A 21,134-nucleotide genomic window follows, 5' to 3' on the forward strand; every position below is an offset into this window, starting at 1 on the left:
GGAGGCGAATTCATGCGCCTATTTCGTCGGGTTGTCAAAGATAAAATCAAGCTCATCGATCAGGCCTTCTCGTCTCTTGGCATCGAGTCGTTCGCGGATCTCGGCGGTGTGTGGAGAGTGGAAGGCGCGTATACGTTTCATGCGCTGGATAAGCACCGGGTGGCAGACGCGGCATTGGTCGATATGCACTTGACGCCGACTGTTATCGCAAGGGCGAAGTCATATCCGCAACTCCGGCTCATCAGCGGAAATTTCGGTGACCAGATGGTCGTCGACGACGTCGGGAACGTTGATGCGATCTTGCTATTCGACGTACTGCTGCACCAGGTATCGCCGGACTGGGACCAAATCCTAGAGATGTACGCACAAAATGTGCGTTCACTATTGATCTATAACCAGCAGTGGATGGGTTCGGAAAGAACGGTCAGGCTGTTGGATTTGGGTGAAACGGAGTACACGCTCAACGTTCCCCACGGTCACCATGACGAGTATCAAAATTTATTTGAAAAACTCGATCAGAAACATCCGGATCACGGTAAGCTATGGCGCGACGCACCTGACATCTGGCAGTGGGGCATCACCGACGCCGACCTTGAATCAAAGATCGCTCAACTCGGTTTCAAGCTGCTGTACAAAAAGAATTGTGGCAGATTCGGCCGGCTACCTAATTTCGAGAATCATGCCTTTATTTTTTCCCGACCGTAGTATGCAAAAAAGTGCGAGATCGTCGCCCCACGCATTGGCGCTTTCCCTCTTGCGGAACAGTCGTTGATCGACGAATTCTGTGTACCAGCGTCCAGGACGTCCTTCGTTCTCTGCGGGGGACGAAAGGACGAACTTTGTCGGTGTGATCTTTCTCAATATGCGGTCGGTAAACCATCGCACCCGTGTAGGTAGACGGAGTCTTCTGTCGTTGTCGCTGATGAGTGCGAAGTGTGTCTGTAAAATCAGCAGCTTCTTCATTGCGGCGAAAACCTCTTCCAGGAAATGCTTCGGGTGATCGAGATGGTTGAGAAGTCCGCAGCAAAAGACGGCGTCAAAGCGACCACACCGATCGATATTCCACCCATTGTCTCGGACGAACTCCAACTGTGGTAGATCGGTCTTCGACTGGGCGTAATTGCACGCCGCTACGTTCGACTTCCGCACTTCGATACCCAAAACTTGAAATTCCATGCGAGCGAACTCAACAGGGTATCCACCCTCGAGACAACCGCCGTCCGCCACGCGAATATTATCCTTGTCGCTGGGAAAACAGTGCTCAGGATACGCGGGCCGATGCGCACCACGCGTGATCCGCTAATAAATCTGCGGACTCGGATTTCGTAAAACTTCCGTCGTCGAGACGAATGTTGTGGGCCGTGAATTCGACGCCTCTTTTTCCGCCATCATTGTGTGCATATACCTTTCGTATGATTGCCGGTTTGAAGCAAATGCACATCGGGCCCTATTGGCTGCCCCGGAGCATGACCGTTCGCGCATTCGGAAGGTTGGATATAACCGACCGTCCTCGCATGCGAGTGAGAACCTCACCTGTTCCATATTTACCGTAAATTTTCCAGACTTTCAGGAGGGCCTGGCCGGGCAGCTCCCGTCCCTTGGTCGGCCGGCTGCGGCGTGTGAGGCTAGCCGAACGGCGACCACCTGCACTCCGAGCGGCCGGAAGGCATTGCCGCGTCTGCGGCATGTATCGCAATTCGGTGTCATCGCCGACACGGCTGCTATTGAATGGGTCGCATGCCGCTCTCTGACACAGCCCGCCGCGCCGCGCGCCTGATCCGTCGTGTCTGCTTCGCTGGCCCAGGTCAGTGCAACATATGCGGAAGCCGGATTCGTTTCCTGAGCGTTACGCGCAGGCTCGGCGGCGAGCTTGCCATGTACGGCTTTCCCTACTCTCTCGACCAGATGGAGACCATCAATCACCGGAGGTACGTCTGTCCGGTGTGTGGCTCCGTCGACCGGGACCGCCTTTACAAGCTCTATATCGACCGGTTTCTGCTGCCCGATGGCGTGCGGAGGGTGCTTGAGTTTGCGCCGTCAGCACCCCTGTCGGCGTACTTGCGAGGCCGTGACGATTTCTCTTACCGCAACGCGGATTTAATGATGAGCGGTGTCGACGACATCGTTGACATTGTCGACATGCCGATTTACGCGGATGCCTCGGTCGATTTCTTCATCTGCTCCCATGTGCTCGAGCATGTCTCGGACGACGGCCGCGCGCTGAACGAGCTGTACCGAATACTGGCACCCGGCGGGTGCGGCATCGTTATGACTCCGGTGGCCCCCGAAGGCAGTTTCGACGAGGATCCTATGGTCACCGACGAAGGCGAGCGGTGGCGGCGCTTCGCCCAGGGTGACCACGTGCGCCTCTACGACCGTTCCACACTGTGTTCGCGGATTGCGGAGGCCGGGTTTGAGGTCGCAGGCCTCGACTCGCAGACGTTCGGCGCCGAGACGTTCAATCGGCACGCCATCGCCCTCGGTTCGGTGCTGTATATCGTCCACAAACCACACGTTGACACCGACTGACGGTTAAGGGCACGACACAGGCACCAGGCTACGAAGTAAGGCGGAACCCGGAGAAATCCTTGCGACGGTCCGCCGGGGCACGCTGACTGAAACGGAGTTTGCGCACGGACTGACTGCTAGACTTTGCGGACATGCTCAGCCAGCTTCGCGAAACCATCCGCAGCAGACTTAGTTGGGCGTCGGCTGGGAGTGCGTTACCTACATACGGGCAACAGGTGTCCCTGCCGCAGCGCGACTTTCCGACTTGTAAGCCAGCCTATTCGAAGAAACGGCTGCAGAAGCAATTCCACGAATTGAAAGATGATACATTCTGGCAGATCGTGCCTGAAGTTCATGATTTTACACAACTTCCGATTGAGCCAATGTGGAGTCTTTACGAAGCCGTCCGGTACCTCGCCGCCCGAGAGATCAAGGGCGACATTGTCGAGTGCGGCGTGTTATTCGGGGGCGCATCAATGTTGATTGCCAAGACGCTGCTGTCGGTCGGAGATACTTCGCGCGAGCTCTGGCTTTACGACAGTTTTCGCGGCTTCGTCGGCGAACAGGCGGATGATGACATTACGTGGTATGGCGATTCGATCAAAGATCGTTACCCCGATTTCGGTGACATCGCCCAGAACAATATCGCCTCAACGGGCTACCCTCTGGATAAGTTACGGTTAGTTGAGGGCGACGTTGAAAAAACCGCGGCGAATAATGAGAATGGCGATATTGCGCTATTGCGCCTCGATACAGACACTTACCACAGCACAAAGGCCGAGCTAGAGTATTTTTATCCTAAATTGGTCACTGGCGGCATCCTTATCATTGACGACTATGGTCACGCCTTCGGTGCGCGACGGGCAGTCGACGAGTATTTTGCCGACCCGGCTCGGCGTTTGCTGCTTAAGCGGGTGAACTTCACTAACCGACTCGCCGTGAAGGTATAGACGCAAGGGCCGCCCTACGCCGACCGCTTTCCGGCTCGCTGCGCCGGCCGAACCCTTCGCCAAAGGGTTTTTAGGCGTCGCGTGGGCGATCTCCAACGATGCTGCAGCGCCAGCATTGCGGACCGCGGGTGGTGCGTGATGGTGTCCAGCAGCGTAGCCCGGCCCTCCGGCCCCGGGACTCTGCCGATCTCGCGCAGGATCCAGTCAGCCCGGTCAGCGATGAGTTCTTCCCGGGTCGGGTCGTCAGGGAAGACGTCGAGCATTGCCTCGAACATGGCGGCATGTCCGCGACCGTGCGAGGCCCAGAACTTCGCCCGGTCCACATCCGCGCCGTACCAGAAACTCTGGGGGTGGCGACGGTAGACCGCCATCGTCTCGGGGAGCATCGCGATTCCACCGGTTGCCGCGTGCCGGACGTGCAGGTACCAGTCCATCGGCATGACGTCGGGCGGGATGTCGTCGTAGCGCTCCTGACGCCGGTACAGAACCGAGTTGGTCTGGATGAAATTCCGCCTGATCAGCGCGTCGACGGTTAGATCGCGGCGCCAGCTGATCGGCGGAAACTCCGAGCCCTTACGGCCGTCGGTCCAGAGCACCTGGACCGGATGGAAACACAAGGAGGTCTCCGGGTGTTGGTCGAGAAACGCCACCTGCTTGGTGAGCTTCATCGGGTCGGTCCAGTAGTCGTCGCCCTCGCATATTGCGAGGTACTCGCCGCGAGCGGCCGACAGTGCATCGGAAACGTTTGCGTGAATACCCACATTTTCCGACCGCAGGACAGGCCTGAATAGGTGCGGGTAGCGGTCGGCGTAGTCCCGGATGATCGCTGGTGTGGCGTCGGTTGAGGCATCGTCGGAGATGATGACCTCCACGGGGAAGTCGGTCTTTTGCGCGACGATGCCGTCGAGAGTTTCGCGAATAAATGCTTCGTGGTTGTAGCTGACCGATACGACGCTCACTTTGGGGTGATCCCCTGTAGGAATTTCGGTCACGCTGTGCTCCCTTTCTGAACGGCGGCCACGACGCGTGCGACATCGTCGGGGGCCATGTTGTCGTGAACTGGCAGCGACACGATTCGCGAGCAGATGTCCATCGTGGCGGGCAGGTCGACCGACCGTAACTGAGGGTCCGCCACAAAATGCTGCTGCAGGTGTAGCGGTGGATTGTAGTAGTCGCGGGCCTGGACTGCCTGTTCTTGCAGAGCGGCGAGCACCGTGGCTTTGTGGTCCGCTGAGGTACAACAGGCGCTCACGAAGCACAGAGACGACGCCTCGGCATTGGGCTGGAATTGCAAACCTATGCTGCTTAATTCGGTGCGGTAGCAATCAAAAACCTTTCGACGGCTCGCCAGCCGGCGATCGAGTCCGACGAGCTGGCGCAGACCGATGGCCGCACTAATCTCCTGGAGTTTGCCGTTCATCCCGAGCTGTGTGCATTCTCGTGATTCGTCAAAACCGAAGTTCTGAAAACGGTGTGTCTGCTCGACAAGCTGCAGATCGCGGGAGACCAGCGCACCGCCCTCACCAACCGCGAACGGCTTGGTCGCATGAAAGGAGAAGATCTCGCAGGCCCCGCGCCCGCCGACGCGCCTGCCGTCCACATATGCCGAACCAAACCCCGCCGCCGAGTCGATCACGATCGGCAGGTCCCACTCCGTCGCGAGCTTCTCCCACGCATCGATGTCTGGGTTGCCGACGCCGAACACATTCGGGAGCAAAATTCCGGCGACCTGATCGCGGGAGGTCTTCAGGACGGCACTGGCGGAGGCGACGCTTGGCTGCCAAGTCGCGGCATCGATGTCGATGAACCAGGGTCGATATCCCGTCCATTGGGCGGCCTGGGCGACGGCGACGAAGGTAAATGAGGGCATCAACAGGTAGCGGTCCCGCATGCCTCGGCCCAGCGTGACGTGAAGTGCGGCAATCAGCGCAAGGGTGCCGTTCGCCAGGGTAGCTATGTGTAGGTCAGGTCCGAGGTACTCGCCCAAAGCACGGGCAAACTGCTGCTCCTTTGGCCCAAAGTTTGTATACCAATTGGCTTGCACGATGGCTTCGAAGTCCTCGGCGAGCTCGGAGGGCACGGGAAAGCTCGGTTGGATAAACGGGATTTCAGCAGGCATCAAACCATCCGTCTCGTGCTTTGACCTGCGATGCGTGAACACCCGCGATGTCGCGCAGTCTTGTGCGAAGCGGATGCTCGATCGTGCCGCTCAATGCGAAATTCACCTACTTTCGTGACTTCGTGCTGACCGACACAGTAAGTCGCGGACCCGACGTGATTCGTATTTTCGGCTCATGTCGTGGGCACCTTCGGCTTCATCGGCGTTGGCGTCTCATTACAGTGGGCGCGAGAGTTGATGTGATGCCCCTACCTATGTTCCTTCGTCGGTTCCGGCCGCTGGTAGCCATGGGTGCTCGGAAGCAGAGATCGATCCACAGTGTGGCAGGTACGATGCCGCTCATGTCGGTATGGGGGATGTCTGATTGGCAGCCTGGAGCGACCGAGTGAAGAAGGTTCTGGTCACCGGCGTTGGCGGTGGTGTCGGCCAGAGTGTGCTCAAGGCTTTGGCACAGACATCCTATGAAGTTGTCGCCACCGACTCCGAAGCGCTGGCTGCCGGCCTACATGCCGCGCCTGCGGCCTACACGGGTCGGTACGCGTCGGACCCTCGATTCATCGATCGCCTGCTGGAGATATGTCTCGCCGAGCAGTGCCGGCTGATTTTTGCCGGCCACGACGTTGAGCTACTTCCCCTGTCGGAAAGCATCGACAGATTCAAAGCCCATGACATCGTGCCGGTGGTCAGTTCACCGGAAATTATCCGTATCTGCGACGACAAGCTCGCGACCACCGAATTTTTGAACTCGTTGGGACTGCCGGCGCCAGCGACCCAAAAGCTCTGTGACGTTAGGGCTTTCGAACGCCCCATCGTCCTCAAACCACAGCGCGGCGGCGCACGTTCCCGCGGCACTTATGTCGCGAGGACGAAGGACGAGTTCGACCTCTATCGGCAACTCGTCGACCCGAACAACTGCGTCGCGCAGGAATACATCGACGGCGACGAATATACCTGCGGCAGCGTGACTTTAGATGGCAAATGCTTAGGCGTGATCGTCATGCGGCGGATCCTGCGTGACGGCGATACCTATAAGGCTTTTGTCGAGCACAACCCGGCACTAGAGGCGACAGTACGGACGATCGTGGAGGCGTTGAACCCGTTTGGCGCCTGCAATATTCAACTTCGTGTCAAGAATGGTCAGGCCTACGTCTTCGAGATCAACGCACGGTGCTCGGGAACGACGGCCGCGCGTGCGCTCGCCGGCTTCAACGAGCCGCAGATCATTGCCGACTATCTACTCAATGGTGTTGAGCCAACCTATTCGGTCAGCGAAGTGACCATTCTTCGGTATTGGCAGGAACTGGTTGTACCCAACAGCCACGTCGAGCAACTGCGCCAGACCGGCTTCCTGCGCGGCGATGGAACGCAGCTATGACGACCAGTGACGCGACACCGACAGAACTTGTGCTGGTGACTGGTGCCACCGGCTTTGTCGGAGGGCATGTGGTTCGCGCCCTCGCCGATGCCGGTTACCGCCTCGCGGTCTTGCAGAATCGAACGCCATTGCCCGCAGATCTGGCGACGCTCTGCGAGCGGGTGCCCACCGGCGATATCCGCGACCCGCAGGTCCGTGAGGCCGCGCTGGATCAGATAAGCATCGTGTGTCACCTGTCGGCGTACATCCCCATGCGCATGGACGACCTCCACGAGGCGGACCTGTGCAACCAGATCAACGCGTTGGCCGTATCGAACTTCGCGGAGGAGGCGGCGCAGCAAGGCGTTCGGCGGTTTGTTCACCTCTCCACTGCCAATTTCTATGCAGAGGCCGATAGCGCACGTACCGAGTCGGACTCGGTGTTCCCGGCGCAGTTAGGCGCCGCATACTTCGTCAGCAAGTTCGCCGGAGAGGTGTATCTCTCGAATATCTCCAAGCGCACGGGCATGGAAGTCTTGATACTGCGTGTCGCTACGCCGTACGGTCCCGGCGAGCCGAACAACAAGGTCATCCCGACGTTTCTGCGTATGGCGGCCGAAGGCAAGCCGTTACGCATGGTCAATGGCGGTGTCACCAGATTTAGCTACGTGCACGTCGCCGATGTGGCCGCCAGCGTATTGAACGCGGTGGGCGGAGGCGACGGCGGAATTTACAACATCGCGTCCGGCGAGCACACGAGTATCCTGGAGCTTGCGCAGCAAATCGTCGCTCTCCAGGGCGATTCACCGACGACGCTGGACATCGAACCCGTTGCGGCCGGCGCGTTTCCGGGATTTGCGCCACTCTCGATCGACAAGGCACGCCGCACGTGGCAATTTGCACCGCGCCTACTCGCCACGGGATTGCGAGAATACCGAGATTACCTGGTCGAACAGGGTGCGATCGCATGAGGGTGGCGGTTTTCAGCGACATCCACGGCAATCTCGTTGCGCTGCAGCAGTTTGTCGCGGCGACAGCAGACCGTGCCGATGCCTATCTGTGTTTGGGCGACGTAGTCAACTACGGCCCGTGGAACGACGAGTGCATCGACTTGGTGCTGAGCCTGCCGGGAATTCAGGTTCTCGAAGGCAATCACGAACGGCTGTTTCGTGGCGATGAGGTCGTTAATCATGAGATCCCGCTGGTTCAAGACTTCTATCGCCATTCCCGTCCACTTTTCTCACGCGACCGCTTCCTGACGGAGCTCCTCGAGGATGTCGATCTCGGCATCTACCACTGCACACACACCATCGATGACCGAAGGATCTACCCCGATACGGAAATTGAGATCGACCGTCACTACATGATCGGCCATACCCACCATCAATACCTGATCGAGCGCAGTGGATTCACGATCGTCAACCCGGGAAGCATAGGCCAAAACCGTAAGTGGATCGACGCTGCGGACTATCTCATCTTGGACACTGCAAGCGGCGAGATCCAATTCGATTCAATCCCTTACGACGTGGATTATTTTCTCACCGAACTGGATAGGCGCGGTTACCCGGAGCAGTGCATCCAGTACTACACCAACAAGGCTCGCAAGTTCGGGTGACGGGCGCAGTAGTTCTCACCCAGTGCTGTTTCTATCGCCATGGACGCTTTAGCTCAAGGCCCGAACTGCCATCTCGTAGTTGGCGGTCTCGCCGGCGTCGATCAAATAGACGTCATCGCGGCCAATGATTCGTATCGGTATGCCCGCCGACGGTCCGACGAGAGGGGACGCCAGACACACCCACGGGCGTTGCGGCGCGTAGCCCACAGTGTGTCAGCCACCGATAAGCGCACGATCGGCCAGCGCACCCATTACCGGTGCCAGCACCCGGGCATACTCGGGTGTCAGATGGAATTCGTCTCCGTACACGAGGTTGTTGCCCACGATGGCCGGGCAGCGGTCCGGGGCGCAGAACAGCTCGGTGACATCGGCGTATTGCCCCCCGCCGGCGTTGGTGGCGGCCCTCTCCGCCGCCATGCCGGGATCGTTGACCGCTGTCGACCTTGTCGCCGAACAGGCTGTCGCGTCGTCGAGGTGGGCAGACAGGCAATCCGGCGCCGTTGAGTGCAGGTCAGGAGTCGGCCCGAGCACCAACACGTTCGCGCCCGTTTCCCGCAGCTGGCGCAGAAGGCGGGTCAGGCTGTCGAGCCACGCCGGCGCGTATGGCGGGGAGCCGGTGCCGCTGTCGTGGCGCAACATACCCAGCACCACCAGCCGCGGACGCTCACCCTGTAATCGGGCGATGATCTGATTGCGCCACTGCTCGCATTCCGTGTAATTCCGTTGAACGAAAACTTTGAGGGGCAGGTCCAGCATCGGGCAGGCACCCTTAGTCAGGACCTCCAGTCGCCAGTGCCGCTGCGCGGCGACTTGCTGGAACGCCGAACTCCAACTGAAGGCATTCGAGTCGCCTACCAGGGCAACCGTGGTTTTCGAAGCGGTGTCGCCCGTCGCGCACTCGGGTTGGTCGACTTCGATCAGGTTGCGAAGGCAACTCTCTAAGCCATTTGGCACCCTTTCGCGAACCGCGTCGGTAAGCGGCGGATCGAGGTTTGACGGTACGTCCTTCAGGCCGACGGATGACGCCACCGCGGCCTGAACCTGCGCAAGGACGTGCCGAACGGCCGCGTCGTACAGCTCGACATTTCGACCTTCAGGTGAAGGCCCCGCGGAGACCCGCAGTGCTGGAGCCGCGGGGCCGCGGCCGATCGGGGTGGGCACGTATACCAACAGCGTCACGCCCACACAGACCGCCACCGCGGTGGCACCGGCACCCAGCGCCAGACTGCGGGCGGCCGACCGGCGCAGCGACGCGGAGTATCGGAGGGGGTTCTCGATGAGGCGCAGCGTGAGCACCGCCAGGCCGAAGGAGACGACAACCGCTGCCACGCCGTCTAGCGGCCCCATCGGGCGGCCCAGCAACGGCGTCGCGAGCAGCAGCACCGGCCAGTGCCAGAGATACCACGAATATGACACCCGACCAACCGCTCGCATCGGCCGCGACGCCAAGACACGGCCGCACCCCCGAGAAGCTGCGGCACAGCCGGCGCCAATCACCAGCCCCGTGCCGAGCACAGGCAGCAGCGCGGCGGTACCCGGATAAGGCGTGGTCGCATCGACCTGGTTGCAGGCCAACAAGATCAGGGCCATGCCCCCCCATCCCACGATGATGGCTAAAAACGCCGGCAGCCGCCGCCACTGGTTGGTTGTGAGCGCCACCAAGCCGCCAGCGGCTAACTCCCACGCCCGAGTGTGTAACGAAAAGAACGCCACAGGAGGCGCCGCGCGGGTAGCTGCCAGCGACATGGCAAACGACACGGCGCCGACCAGCGCGAGGACCAGCAGGTACGGAGTCACCGACGACGTGGCATGTGCGGTCGCGGCGCGCCGACGTGCACGCCGGACGAGCCACGCCGTACCGATGATCAGCGCCGGCCATACGAGATAGAACTGTTCCTCGACGCCCAGAGACCAATAGTGCTGGAAGGGCGAGATCGTGTTCTTGCTTATGTGAAAGTAGTCGACGCCTTGTCGCGCGAATCGATAATTGCCGACATAGAGCGCGCTGGCGATGCCGTCACCGATCACCGCTTTCGCCTCCAACGGAGACAGCAGCAGGACCGAGGCAATCGTGGTAACGACGCCCACCGTGGCCGATGCCGGCAGCAGCCGGCGGGCGCGCGCGCCGTAGAACCGGCTCAGCCGGACCGTCCCCGCGGCGGTCGCCTCACGCCAGAGCAGCCCAGTAATAAGAAAGCCCGAGATGACGAAGAAGACGTCCACACCGACGAACCCGCCACCCAATCCCGGTGCACTGCAATGAAACAGGACCACCGCCAACACCGCAACGCCGCGCAATCCCTCGATGTCCGGGCGAAATCCCGTGCGTTCTGGATGAGACCCTCGATCGGAAAAATCGGTGTCGCTATTCGGCAATTTCGAGGGAGTACTTCGAGATCGGATCCGCTCACGAATCCGCCGCTGACCGCTCGTTGTCAACGGTTCCACCAATTTGGGTGTCCCTCTCCGTGATCCAATTATCTATTTGTGCTCACATCAAACTTTAGGGCCGCCCAGCCCAGGCTCGCAGGTGGCCCATAAACCATAGCGCCCATGGAAGTGGAAGTGTCCACAACCGGAGAATTGGCGAGTTTCACGCTATGCCCACATCAACTACCGGACCGAGCGCGTTGGATTCATGATCATCAACCCGGCCGGCATCGCGCAAAACCGCACGTGGATCGACTCGGCGGACTTCTTCCCTTCGACACGGTGAGCGGCGAGATCTAGTTCGATTCAATCCCTTACGATGTGGACTATTTCCTCGCTGAGTTGGTCAGGCGCCGTTATTTGGAGGAGTGCATACGGCACTACTCCAATTAATAAGGGCCGCAGGTTCGAGTGACAGGGAAGGACGACGTGTCCGGCGCGGTAACTAGCGCGATACACGCGTCAGCGTAGCCCGGAATCGTCTCGCCCGCCTGAACTCGCCAGCAGGCGCCGCCAGCAACGTCTTCAGGCGCGAAGATCGTTGAGGTCCAAACACCGTCACCTTGAGGAGCAGCCCCAGCCATGCGAGTAACCACCACGGCAGAGCAGCGGCCCGCACAGCGACGGTTGATGCCGGATCCACGACCATCCACGTCAGAATGCGTAATTGGTCCAGCCAGTGTCGGTGTGCCTTGGTGATGTTCGCCGACTCCGTGCTGGCGGTGTGATGTCGCACCGAGAGTTCTTGTGGCACAAAGTCAACCGCTGACCGCAGCATGAGGCGCAACCAGAAATCCAAGTCGACGGTCTGATAGATGTCGTCGCGTAGGCCCCCCGCGTCCAGTGCCACCCGGCGCCGGAACATCACGCAGCTCGGTTCGCCGATCAGGTTGGCGCTCGCGCCCCACAGGGCCACGATCTGCAGGACCAACGACGACCCGCGATTGTGTTCCCGAAGTTTCACAAAGTAGACGTGGAGTTTGCTCGGCGACCGTCGCCGCTCGCTCCAGGGGAGGTCGTCAGTCTGCACCCGCCGGGGCGCAAAGGCCAATCCGACGTCAGGATCGTCGAAACACCTGGCAAGCGTCTGCAGGGCTCCGGGGAGCAACCAATCGTCACCGTGCAGGAACTGGATGAGGTCGCCACGCGCGAGTTCCAAACACCTGTTGTGGTTTCCGTTCAGGCCCAGTCGAGACTCGTTGCGTATCAAGCGGTCCCCGGGGCGAAGCAATGATCTGGCAGTAGCAGCGCCATCGTCGGTCGACTGATCATCGCCGATGACGATCTCGAACTCGACACCTTCCTGATCCAGGACGCTGCGTAGACAACGCTCGATGGTCGCGCTGTTGTTGTACATCGGGACGCACACCGAGATCAGCGGCTTGGCCGGCGTGTCGTCAGCGTGAGTCACGCGCTGGCTTCGGCGGCTAATCGGTAGCCGCGTACCGAGATTGGAATGAACACGGCGAGCAGCACGGCCGCCCAGATCAAAGTGGCCGTGAGAGGCCATGTGATCGGGCCGCCGTGGGCTAGCGCTCGCATGGTCTCGATGGGCGGGGACATCGGTTGCATGCGGATCAATGGCTGAGCCCACTCCGGGAATAGCTTGATTGGAGTGGCGCCGGGATTGATGAATGCCAGCGCGAAGGTGGCGCTCAGCAGCCAGGTCATCGCGGTGCGGCCGTTGTTGCGGATCGCCATCGCCATCACCAGAGCGGTAAACCCGGTCACGACGATCGACGGGACCAGGATGAAGACCAAAGCTGCGGGCCAGCCCTGCGTGAAACGCAGCCCCATTGCCAGCCCGATGGCGGTGATCAGGATGGTGCCGATGAACGCGCGCACGACTTCCGCGGTCACCCAACCGGTGATCGGGCTCGCCCGGCGTATCGGGAGCACCCACATCCGGCTCATCAGGCGCGACTCGCGGTCCATGGTGATGCCCACCGAGTTTCCCAGGGAGCCGAACAGCGCGGATAGCACCGCACACATGGGGACCACGCCGTACACGCTGTCCACACCGGTGACCCTGTGCACCTGCTCACCGAGCACAATTTTGTAGATGAAGAGCAGGAAGACGGGCAACAGCAGCGACCCCATCAGCACCGCTTGATCACGCCGCCATCGAAGCAGCAGTCGGCCGGCCTGCACCCAGCTCTGGGTCATCAGGGAACCCTGCGGTTCGAGGCGATGCGTCACTAGCCGCGCCTCTGCATGCGCAACGTGATCGCGCCGAAGACCAGCACCATGCCCAGACACCAGGCCAGGGTGGCCGCCAGATTACTGAGCAGCACCTGCCCAGTGGACAGGCCGCGCAGGGTTTCGGCGAATTGTGAAATCGGTTGGTTGCGGACGTATGGGCGTAACCAATCGGGAAAGGTCTTCTCGGGGGCGATTCCGGTGGACAGCATGAACAGCAGCAGCTGGGGGACGAACAAGAAGTGGCTGGCCCCCTGGACACTCTTCGCGCTCGACCCGAGCGCGTCCGCGCCCAGAGTTACGGCCAGGCACAGCAGTAAGGAAATGAGCAGGAAGGCCGCCGCGTATCCAAATCCCCCGGTTATCCGGAAGCCGAAGGCATAGCCGGCAATCAGCGCCACCACCAGGGAGAGCACGCCGCGCATCAGGGTGGCCACCGTGCGGGCGGTTACTGTGGCCGCCGCAGCGACGGGCAGGGTCCGCATCCGCTCACCGATCCCATAGAGGTGGTCACGTGCCGCACGATCCGCAGTCATCAGCCCGACGAAGATCATCGATTGAGCGACCACCGCAGGTAGGAAATATTGCGTATAACTGACGGGCCCCGTGTCGATCAGGCCGTGCAGCGCCACGCTGAACCCCGCCAAATACGCTGCGGGGGAGAGAATTTCGAAGATCATCTCGCCGTCGCGTGCCGCGGATTTCAGCGAACGTTCGGTGAGGGCGGCCAGGGCACTCATGACCGGGCGACGGTCCGTTCGGTCAGATGCAGGAACGCTTCGTCGAGCGAGGGCTTGCGCAGCGAGATGTCGGCGAGTTCGAGGCCTAGTGCGTCGACCCGGCGGAATACGTCGACCAGCGTGGCCACGCCGTTCGGGGCGAACACCGACACCGAACTCGTGTCGGTGTCGATATCCACCCCGTCGAGTCCGGTCAGCGCGCCCACGACCCGGGGCAGATCGGCGGGATTTGTCGGGGTCACCTGGCAGTAGCTGGTACCCACCGCGCGCTTGAGCTCCTCGGCGGTGCCGCTGGCGATCACCTGCCCGTGGTCGATGACGACGATCGAGTCGCTCAGCACGTCGGCCTCTTCGAGGTACTGCGTCGTCAGCAGCACGGTGATGCCCTGCAGGGTCAACGCACTCACCAGGGCCCACACGTCGCGGCGGCTACGTGGGTCCAGCCCCGTGGTCGGCTCGTCGAGAAAGAGCACCCTCGGGGGCACCACCAGGGCGCTGGCGAGGTCCACGCGCCGAAACATGCCTCCGGAATAGGTGGAGAGCCGCCGGTCGGCGGCCGCAACGAGGTCGAACTGTTCGAGCAGTTCGTCGGCGCGGGCTTTCGCCCGCCGGCGGTTCAATCCGCGCAGCCTGCCGAACAACACCAGGTTTTCCCGGCCCGTGAGCATGGGATCCATGCCGGTGAACTGTCCGGCCATCCCGATGCTGGCCCGGACCTCTGCGGCCTGGCGGGCGATGTCGTGGCCGGCCACCCTGGCGCTGCCCGAAGTCGGGCGGATCAGCGTGGACAGGATATTGATCGTGGTGGTTTTGCCGGCGCCATTCTGGCCGAGTAGCCCGCACACCGTCCCGGCCGGAACCGAGAAGTCCACGCCGGCCAGCGCGGGCGTGTTCCCCCCGAATGTCTTTGTGAGGCCTTCGACCTCGATCGCCAGTGCGCTCACACTTGGGAGTATTTCATGGTGGGTACCGGCATGTTGCGGGTATAGGTCGATAGCGATATGGGCCGGTTACGACTCCGTGACCGACGATGTGCCTGCAGGCGGGTCCTCCGGGCCCGGCTCAGGCACCGTCTGCTCGGCGGCGTGGCGTCTGGCGCGGACACGGTGAGCCTTCTGTCGGCATGCCCCGCAGCAATATCGCGCGTCGGAGCGGCCGAAAAACGCTCTACCGCATTGCCGACACCACAATAGACCGGCCCCCATGACAAAACGTTACAGCTATTCGTAACGACCAGCAACATGTGGTGACTTTGCTAAATACGGGTATACAGTAGCTGTGACCTCGGGACGGGTGCCATTGATTATTGACCAAAAAGATATTTAGCAAACGTCAATTATGGTATTTGGCAAACGTCTAATTACCGTATTAAACAAATGTCAATTATGTCAAAGCTGAGGGGGATGCCGAGTGTCGCTTAACGGTGATGTCGCAGCCCCTGTAGACGGACCCGGGGACCTCACTTTGGAGGTCCGACCGGCTGCCTGCGAGGCCAGGGCGGTGGCTTTGATCGATCTGCCCAAAGTGCACGACCCCCGAGGAAACCTGACCTTCATCGAGGCGGGCCAGCACGTGTCCTTCGACATACAACGGGCCTTTTGGATCTATGACGTCCCAGGCGGCGCGGTGCGGGGCGGTCATGCCTACCGTACGACTCAGGAATTCATCATGGCACTGTCGGGGAGCTTCGATGTCATGGTGGACGATGGTTCGCATCGCGTTCACTACACGTTGAATCGTTCGTACCACGCTCTCTGGGTGCCCCATCTTCTCTGGCGGGAAATGGTGAATTTTTCGACGAATTCGGTGGCGCTTGTGCTGGCTTCCAGCCCGTTTGAACCTGACGACTACGTGTATCATTATCGTGATTTTTTGAGCCTCAGAAAATATACGTAGTTAATGAGCCGTCTCGACGAATGCACGCTGACCAAGCTCAAAAGGATGGAGGGCCCTAACGGCAGCCTCTCTCCGCTCTATAGCGGGGTTGACATTCCTTTCAACATAAAGAGGGCCTACTACCTGTATGACATTCCAGGGGGAGCCGAGCGTGGTGGACATGCACATCGAAGGCTGCAGCAATTCGTAGTGGCGGCCTCTGGATCCTTCGCGATCACACTCGACGATGGGGTAGGTCGACGCAAAATCTCGCTCGATCGTTCTTACTACGGGCTGTACCTGCCGAGCATGATTTGGCGGGAAATCACCGACTTCTGCAGCGGGGCTATATGTTTGGTCTTCGCCTCGTCGCCGTACGACGAGGCCGACTACATCCGGGACTATCAAGAATTCCTGGACGCCGTCCGCGGCTCAGCCGATGAGTGCGACGATGCCTAACCGAAGCATCATCCGGCTGCCGGACAATCGCCGCGACAAGCAGCAATCACGGTCTCGGATTGTCACCTCGGGGGCCTGCGTTTTCGGCGGCCACGGTAAGGAGTCGAGCCCCCGCCACTGCATGCCGAGCTCAGCCAAACTGAAGAAGAACTCGGAAGGAAATGAATTCGGGCGTGGAGTCGGATATTGACCGACGCCCTCGTCACGGTTCCATTTCTGGATATTCGTGCGGCTACCCAAGAACTCCAAGGCCCGCTTATGCAGGCCATCGCGCGAGTCGTCCGTGGCGGCCGCTATGTACTCGGGGAAGAGACAGCCGCATTCGAGCGTGAATTTGCTGCCTTCGTCGGCGCCGCGCATGCGGTCGGAGTCGGTAGCGGTCTGGACGCCATCGCCCTTGCGCTGCAGTCACTCGGGATAGGTCCCGGCGACGAGGTCATTGTCCCGACGAATACCTTCATCGCAACCTGGATGGCGGTAGCGCGCACGGGCGCTCACCCCGTCGGGGTGGAACCGATTGGTGGTCAGTGGACCCTCGATCCCGCTCGGGTAGAGGAAGCAATCACTCCGCGAACGTGTGCCCTTGTTCCCGTGCACCTGTTCGGGCAACCCGCAGATCTCGCCGAGCTTCTGGCGGTCGCGAGAAAGCACGGCCTGGCGGTCGTGGAAGATGCCGCTCAGGCCCACGGGGCGTGCTATCAGGGCCGGCGCATCGGAGCCCACGGAGCCGCCGTGGCATGGAGTTTCTATCCAGGAAAAAACTTGGGAGCCCTCGGCGATGGGGGCGCTGTGACCACCGACGATCCGCACATCGCCGCGCGCGTGCGGTCGCTCCGCAACTACGGGAGCAGCCGCAAGTACATGCACGACTTCCTCGGGACAAACTCGCGACTCGATGAGATCCAATCGGCGGTCCTGCATCAGAAATTGCAGTATCTCGACGCATGGAACGCTCGGCGGCGAGTGGTCGCACAGCGCTACACCCAGGAGCTCGCCGACATCCGGGGACTGACATTGCCTCGTGAAGCGTCCGATCGTGAACATGTGTGGCACCTGTACGTGGTCGACCATGACTCGCGCGATGAACTACAGAAGCACCTTTCCGCCAAGGGAATCCAAACACTGGTGCACTACCCGGTCCCGCCGCACTTGTCGGGCGCGTTTGCCTCTCTCGGCCTTCGCGAGGGTGCATTCCCCGTCACTGAACGGGCCGCGTGTACTCATCTGAGCCTGCCCATAGGTCCGCATTTGTCCCCGGACGACGTCAAGCGAGTCGTCGATGCCTGCCGCTCGTTCATTCCGTCGCACCGCTGAGTTCCCCGATGCCGGCCGACAGCCACCCCGGCCTTGCATTGATATAAATCTCGGAACCGAACCCGGGCATGCGCTCACTCAAGCGAAAGAGTCCCTCCAAGTGAGCTTCGGTGAGCAAGCCGGTATCGCACAGCTCCTGCATCTGCGCGTGGGTAAAGGGCTTGATGAAGTAGCTACCGGTGGATTCGACGTGGAAGCCTTCCTGTCGGAGTAGTTCGGCAAGGCTCTCAAGGTCGAAGGTCGAGCGCTGCTGCATCTGCTTCTGTGTGGAGGACAGTTCGAATGGGCTGTCGATCAGGCCCATCTCGACCGCGAGCAGGCGATGTAACGATCGCGCGTTGGGTACGTTGACGTGCACCACGCTGCCGGCGTGGCAGTGGGGGCGTAGCGCTTGCAGCAACTCTTGCGGTTCGTCGACTTCGTGCAGCACGCCGCTCAGCACGATGAAATCAAAACCGCCCGGCCGCAGCTCGCCGGGCACCTGCTCCAGAAAGCCCTCCACCACCACAACTTCTTCACGAGTCTCCGCCAATGCGCGTGCGAGACAGGAGAATTCGGGAGAAGGCTCTACCACTGCGGCGAAAATCGACGGGTCGAGATCGATGAACAGCGGCCGCAGACCACAGCCCACTTCCAGTAGCGATGCTGGTTGGAATGCGGCAACTTGTTGCAGCACCACGCGCCGGCGATAGTCGGATTGGATCGCCTCGAATGGCAGTGTGCGGTACGCGCGGCTGTATGAGTGGATGTCACGGCTCAAGGCGCTTCTCCAACCGAAATTTCAACGATTCGCTGAATCCCAACTCTCGCTTGAAATCGATCAGCCCCGAATTAGGTTGCAGGTCCAAGGTTCCGGTACCCCCATCGAGCAGGTCAATGCCAGCGATCTGGCAGCTCTGGTAGAGGTACTCCGCAATCAATACTACGGGGCTGAACTGTTTGTAACCGGGACGATCACCCCAATAGAAGGCGTAAAGCACGTTCTGGCTCAGTCGGAGGCAGATGGCAGCGGCAGCTATCCGCCCCTGGTGTTCACACAGGTACAGCTGCACGGCGTCGGGGAAAAGCTTCTGCATTTGCCGCAGCGATTCTTGGCCCATAGTCATGGGATAGCCACGAGCGGCTCGGTTTTCAGTGATCACGTCGTAGACGTCGGATATTCGTTCGGCCGGAACCGCGGAGACTTCGAAGCCTTCGCGCCGGCATTTGTTCAAACGTTGGCGTTTGGCCGAATTGATCTTCTCAGCGAACGGCTGGTCATCCACGCGCTGGCCGTAGTTGAGATCGACGAGTGATTCCGTGAACCCATTTGCGCGGAAGAGAAAGTACTGTCGGGAAATGTCTGCTGGGTCGTGCTGTAACGGAGGTAGCAGTACCTGCAGGAGCTTGCCACCGCGTTCCCGTAGGTAGGCCACAATCTCGGAGATAAACACTTGCAAGTCCTTGAGCGTGACACCAGGAAGATGACTCAGTGCACCGAAAGTACCGCGCGCCGGGCTGCGGAAGACCGCCGGAGATACTTGCGTGAAATGCGCTGTGATGCAGGCGTTGCCGTTGACCGACCACTGAAAATAGTGACCGTTGCCGCCTTCGTGCAATCGGAAGAACGCCTCTGTGTTGAACAGGTGGAGACGTTCTTGGGGGAGGAAGCGGTCAACAACCAACAATGAGTGACCTCCGAGCGTGGCCTGTCGCTCGCGCCACGGCGAGGGTCTGCGATGGGCGGCCACTCACGCTGATCCGGAGGTCGGTGCTCAACCTGCTGCTGCCGTCGAGGCCGGCAACTCGGCTAACCCACGACGCAAGCGCCAAGCATGAGAGAATTCGCGAAAAGGTGCGAGGGCCAAGATTTTCAAGCGTGATCGCCGATCCGGACCAAGGAGTATGACGCCGACGGCCACAGTCAACCATGCCGGTAACCACCATGCGACGGAAATAATCCGGACGATGGCGGGCGAAGCGGGATCCACGATCATCCACGTGATGATGCGTAGATTGTCGAGCCACCATGTTTGTGCCGCGAACTCTTCTGCCGTAAAAGCCGTATGGCACCGCACCGAAAGCTCTTGCGGTACAAAATAAACCGTCGACCTGACCATTAGTCGCAACCAAAGATCGAGGTCTGCCAGATGAAAGATGTCATCGCGAATGCCCCCAGCGCTCAGGGCCAGCCGTCGCCGAAACATCACGGAGGTCACTTCGCCTATCCAGTTGTAACGTAACCCCACCATCGCCAGCTGCGTGACCAGCGACGAGCCTTCGTTGTGCTCTCTGAGCTTCCGAAAGTGCGTATGGAGCGTGCCGCAATTCCGCAGCCAGTCGGCGTCGTCGGTCACCACCCGCCGGGGCGCGAAAGCCATTCCCGCAGATGGATCCTCGAGACACCGGGCCAGTGTCGTCAGCGCTCCCGGAAGCAACCAGTCATCGCCGTGTACGAACTGGATAAGGCTGCCTCGCGCTAGTTCCAAACATTTGGTGTGGTTTCCGTGGCCGCCGAGGTTGGAGTCGTTGCGTATGAGTCGGTCACCCGCTCGAAGCATTGTTTCGGCGATAGCCGCGCTATCGTCCGATGAATCGTCGTCCACGACCAAAAGCTCGAAATCGCCGTCCTGCTCCACGATGCTGCGCAGACAACGCGCGATCGTAGCGCCGTTGTTGTACATCGGTACGCAAACCGAGATGAGTGGCCCCGCCGACGAACCGTGAGTGTTATTGATACTCACCGATACCACCGCCTTACTCGATTACGAGGAACGACGGCAGCCCGGGGTTGCCGTGCCCGGTGCGTTGTAGGCGGACTTGGTCGAGCCCGAAGACCTCTTGCACGGCGAGCGTCTCCCCGGGGAACTCGCCGCAGTTCAGTTCGTCGAAGCCGATTACGGTTCCCTTGGTGACGTGCTTCCGCAAGAGCTCGAGGCAACGCTTGGTCGGCTCGTAGATATCCATGTCGAAGTAGGCGAACGCCACGATGGTCTGCGGATTTTCGTCGAGGTACGCGGCCAATTGCTCCGGTGCATCGCCGGTACGGACGTCGAACTTGCGGATGTGCGAGAACGGGCTCATCTCCTCGCGCGCCGCGAGCACATCGATGAGAAAGTTCTCGTAGCGCTCGCCGGTCGCCAGCCCACCGACCTGCGCCATCTCGTGGTCGCCGTCGCGATCATCGATAGAGGGGAAGCCGCTGAAAGTATCGAAACCAACGATCGATCGTCCATAGTTCAGCGGCTCGTGAAGGGTCCGAAGACCGTCGAGGATCGCGAGGTCGCGTCCGAACCGGACGCCGAACTCCATCACGACGCCGGGCACCGTCAAGATCCTGCGATATACGTTGTCGAAGAACGCTATCCGCCGTAGGACGTGCGGCAGCAAAAATAATGGCAGGTGGTGGAGGCGCTCGCGGGCCGAGCCGGGGAATCGCTCCGACAACAGCGCGAGCGAGTCCTCCGCCTGGGTGAGGGCGGCGGTCGCGCGCAAGTCCATGCTGCGGGTCTCGTTTGTCATGCGATCACTCGCTCGACGACGTGAATACCCCGCGTTGGCATCGGCGCACGGGTCCGTGTCTATTGTGGTC

The 21,134-nt window shown here is 60.6% G+C and carries 21 protein-coding genes; 9 read left to right on the top strand and 12 right to left on the bottom strand.

Going from position 1 to position 21,134, the window contains the following annotated elements; all coding sequences use genetic code 11:
* Nucleotides 1–12 precede the first annotated feature (12 nt).
* Nucleotides 13–705, top strand: coding sequence for a hypothetical protein (locus tag EPN51_RS17275; protein ID WP_293044731.1), 693 nt, complete (start codon nt 13–15; stop codon nt 703–705).
* Here the strand turns inward: EPN51_RS17275 and EPN51_RS17280 are convergent.
* Nucleotides 661–1,227 (bottom strand): methyltransferase domain-containing protein, encoded by a 567-nt coding sequence (locus tag EPN51_RS17280; protein WP_293044733.1) that lies wholly within the window; start codon nt 1,225–1,227, stop codon nt 661–663. The two genes, EPN51_RS17275 and EPN51_RS17280, sit on opposite strands and share 45 nt — an antisense overlap.
* A gap of 510 nt (nt 1,228–1,737) precedes the next feature.
* Here EPN51_RS17280 and EPN51_RS17285 point away from each other — a divergent pair.
* Together EPN51_RS17285 and EPN51_RS17290 are read left to right on the top strand one after the other, a co-directional pair.
* A complete protein-coding gene (locus EPN51_RS17285) occupies nt 1,738–2,529 on the top strand; it encodes a methyltransferase domain-containing protein (protein ID WP_293044735.1) in 792 nt (263 codons plus the stop codon).
* A gap of 131 nt (nt 2,530–2,660) precedes the next feature.
* Nucleotides 2,661–3,458 carry a TylF/MycF/NovP-related O-methyltransferase gene (locus tag EPN51_RS17290; protein WP_293044737.1) on the top strand — a complete coding sequence of 266 codons (798 nt, stop codon included), beginning with the start codon at nt 2,661–2,663 and terminating at the stop codon, nt 3,456–3,458.
* A gap of 14 nt (nt 3,459–3,472) precedes the next feature.
* Here the strand turns inward: EPN51_RS17290 and EPN51_RS17295 are convergent, their stop codons facing one another.
* A complete protein-coding gene (locus tag EPN51_RS17295) occupies nt 3,473–4,417 on the bottom strand; it encodes a glycosyltransferase (RefSeq protein WP_293044788.1) in 945 nt (314 codons plus the stop codon).
* A gap of 29 nt (nt 4,418–4,446) precedes the next feature.
* The gene (locus tag EPN51_RS17300; protein ID WP_293044739.1) at nt 4,447–5,577 is read right to left on the bottom strand and encodes a DegT/DnrJ/EryC1/StrS family aminotransferase; all 1,131 of its coding nucleotides are present in this window, start codon (nt 5,575–5,577) and stop codon (nt 4,447–4,449) included.
* 385 nt (nt 5,578–5,962) lie between these two features.
* Between EPN51_RS17300 and EPN51_RS17305 the strand changes: the two genes are divergently transcribed.
* Genes EPN51_RS17305 through EPN51_RS17315 form a run of 3 tightly spaced genes read left to right on the top strand, consistent with a single transcriptional unit; the run spans nt 5,963 to nt 8,546 of the window.
* Nucleotides 5,963–6,952: an ATP-grasp domain-containing protein gene (locus EPN51_RS17305; RefSeq protein WP_293044741.1), complete on the top strand. Its 990-nt coding sequence runs from the start codon at nt 5,963–5,965 to the stop codon at nt 6,950–6,952.
* On the top strand, nt 6,949–7,902 hold the full coding sequence (locus tag EPN51_RS17310; RefSeq protein WP_293044743.1) for an NAD(P)-dependent oxidoreductase: 954 nt from the start codon (nt 6,949–6,951) through the stop codon (nt 7,900–7,902). The genes EPN51_RS17305 and EPN51_RS17310 overlap by 4 nt, the downstream gene beginning before the upstream one ends.
* Nucleotides 7,899–8,546 carry a metallophosphoesterase family protein gene (locus EPN51_RS17315; protein WP_293044745.1) on the top strand — a complete coding sequence of 216 codons (648 nt, stop codon included), beginning with the start codon at nt 7,899–7,901 and terminating at the stop codon, nt 8,544–8,546. The genes EPN51_RS17310 and EPN51_RS17315 overlap by 4 nt, the downstream gene beginning before the upstream one ends.
* Before the next feature lie 213 nt (nt 8,547–8,759).
* Here EPN51_RS17315 and EPN51_RS17320 read toward each other — a convergent pair whose 3' ends face one another.
* The 5 genes from EPN51_RS17320 to EPN51_RS17340 all read right to left on the bottom strand — a co-directional run bounded on the left by EPN51_RS17320 (nt 8,760) and on the right by EPN51_RS17340 (nt 14,859).
* A complete protein-coding gene (locus EPN51_RS17320) occupies nt 8,760–10,922 on the bottom strand; it encodes an acyltransferase family protein (RefSeq protein WP_293044747.1) in 2,163 nt (720 codons plus the stop codon).
* Between the two features lie 499 nt (nt 10,923–11,421).
* Nucleotides 11,422–12,387, bottom strand: coding sequence for a glycosyltransferase family 2 protein (locus EPN51_RS17325; protein WP_293044748.1), 966 nt, complete (start codon nt 12,385–12,387; stop codon nt 11,422–11,424).
* Nucleotides 12,384–13,142, bottom strand: a complete 759-nt coding sequence (locus EPN51_RS17330; RefSeq protein ID WP_293044749.1) for an ABC transporter permease — start codon at nt 13,140–13,142, stop codon at nt 12,384–12,386. The genes EPN51_RS17325 and EPN51_RS17330 overlap by 4 nt, the downstream gene beginning before the upstream one ends.
* Before the next feature lie 32 nt (nt 13,143–13,174).
* A complete protein-coding gene (locus tag EPN51_RS17335) occupies nt 13,175–13,915 on the bottom strand; it encodes an ABC transporter permease (protein WP_293044750.1) in 741 nt (246 codons plus the stop codon).
* Nucleotides 13,912–14,859 carry an ATP-binding cassette domain-containing protein gene (locus tag EPN51_RS17340; RefSeq protein ID WP_293044751.1) on the bottom strand — a complete coding sequence of 316 codons (948 nt, stop codon included), beginning with the start codon at nt 14,857–14,859 and terminating at the stop codon, nt 13,912–13,914. The genes EPN51_RS17335 and EPN51_RS17340 overlap by 4 nt, the downstream gene beginning before the upstream one ends.
* Before the next feature lie 556 nt (nt 14,860–15,415).
* Between EPN51_RS17340 and EPN51_RS17345 the strand changes: the two genes are divergently transcribed.
* The 3 genes from EPN51_RS17345 to EPN51_RS17355 all read left to right on the top strand — a co-directional run bounded on the left by EPN51_RS17345 (nt 15,416) and on the right by EPN51_RS17355 (nt 17,563).
* Complete coding sequence (locus tag EPN51_RS17345) at nt 15,416–15,811, top strand: FdtA/QdtA family cupin domain-containing protein (RefSeq protein WP_293044752.1); 396 nt, start codon at nt 15,416–15,418, stop codon at nt 15,809–15,811.
* A 3-nt stretch (nt 15,812–15,814) separates the two neighbouring features.
* Complete coding sequence (locus tag EPN51_RS17350; protein ID WP_293044753.1) at nt 15,815–16,249, top strand: FdtA/QdtA family cupin domain-containing protein; 435 nt, start codon at nt 15,815–15,817, stop codon at nt 16,247–16,249.
* 186 nt (nt 16,250–16,435) lie between these two features.
* Complete coding sequence (locus EPN51_RS17355) at nt 16,436–17,563, top strand: DegT/DnrJ/EryC1/StrS family aminotransferase (RefSeq protein WP_293044754.1); 1,128 nt, start codon at nt 16,436–16,438, stop codon at nt 17,561–17,563.
* Here EPN51_RS17355 and EPN51_RS17360 read toward each other — a convergent pair.
* The 4 genes from EPN51_RS17360 to EPN51_RS17375 all read right to left on the bottom strand — a co-directional run bounded on the left by EPN51_RS17360 (nt 17,544) and on the right by EPN51_RS17375 (nt 21,064).
* Complete coding sequence (locus EPN51_RS17360) at nt 17,544–18,323, bottom strand: methyltransferase domain-containing protein (RefSeq protein ID WP_293044755.1); 780 nt, start codon at nt 18,321–18,323, stop codon at nt 17,544–17,546. The genes EPN51_RS17355 and EPN51_RS17360 overlap by 20 nt on opposite strands.
* A complete protein-coding gene (locus EPN51_RS17365) occupies nt 18,313–19,230 on the bottom strand; it encodes a GNAT family N-acetyltransferase (protein ID WP_293044756.1) in 918 nt (305 codons plus the stop codon). The genes EPN51_RS17360 and EPN51_RS17365 overlap by 11 nt, the downstream gene beginning before the upstream one ends.
* 87 nt (nt 19,231–19,317) lie before the next feature.
* The gene (locus EPN51_RS17370; RefSeq protein ID WP_293044757.1) at nt 19,318–20,286 is read right to left on the bottom strand and encodes a glycosyltransferase family 2 protein; all 969 of its coding nucleotides are present in this window, start codon (nt 20,284–20,286) and stop codon (nt 19,318–19,320) included.
* 13 nt (nt 20,287–20,299) lie between these two features.
* Nucleotides 20,300–21,064, bottom strand: coding sequence for a hypothetical protein (locus tag EPN51_RS17375; protein ID WP_293044758.1), 765 nt, complete (start codon nt 21,062–21,064; stop codon nt 20,300–20,302).
* Nucleotides 21,065–21,134: the final 70 nt, after the last annotated feature.

Origin of the sequence: Mycobacterium sp., assembly GCF_004298145.1 — a bacterium.
Lineage (GTDB): Bacteria > Actinomycetota > Actinomycetes > Mycobacteriales > Mycobacteriaceae > Mycobacterium.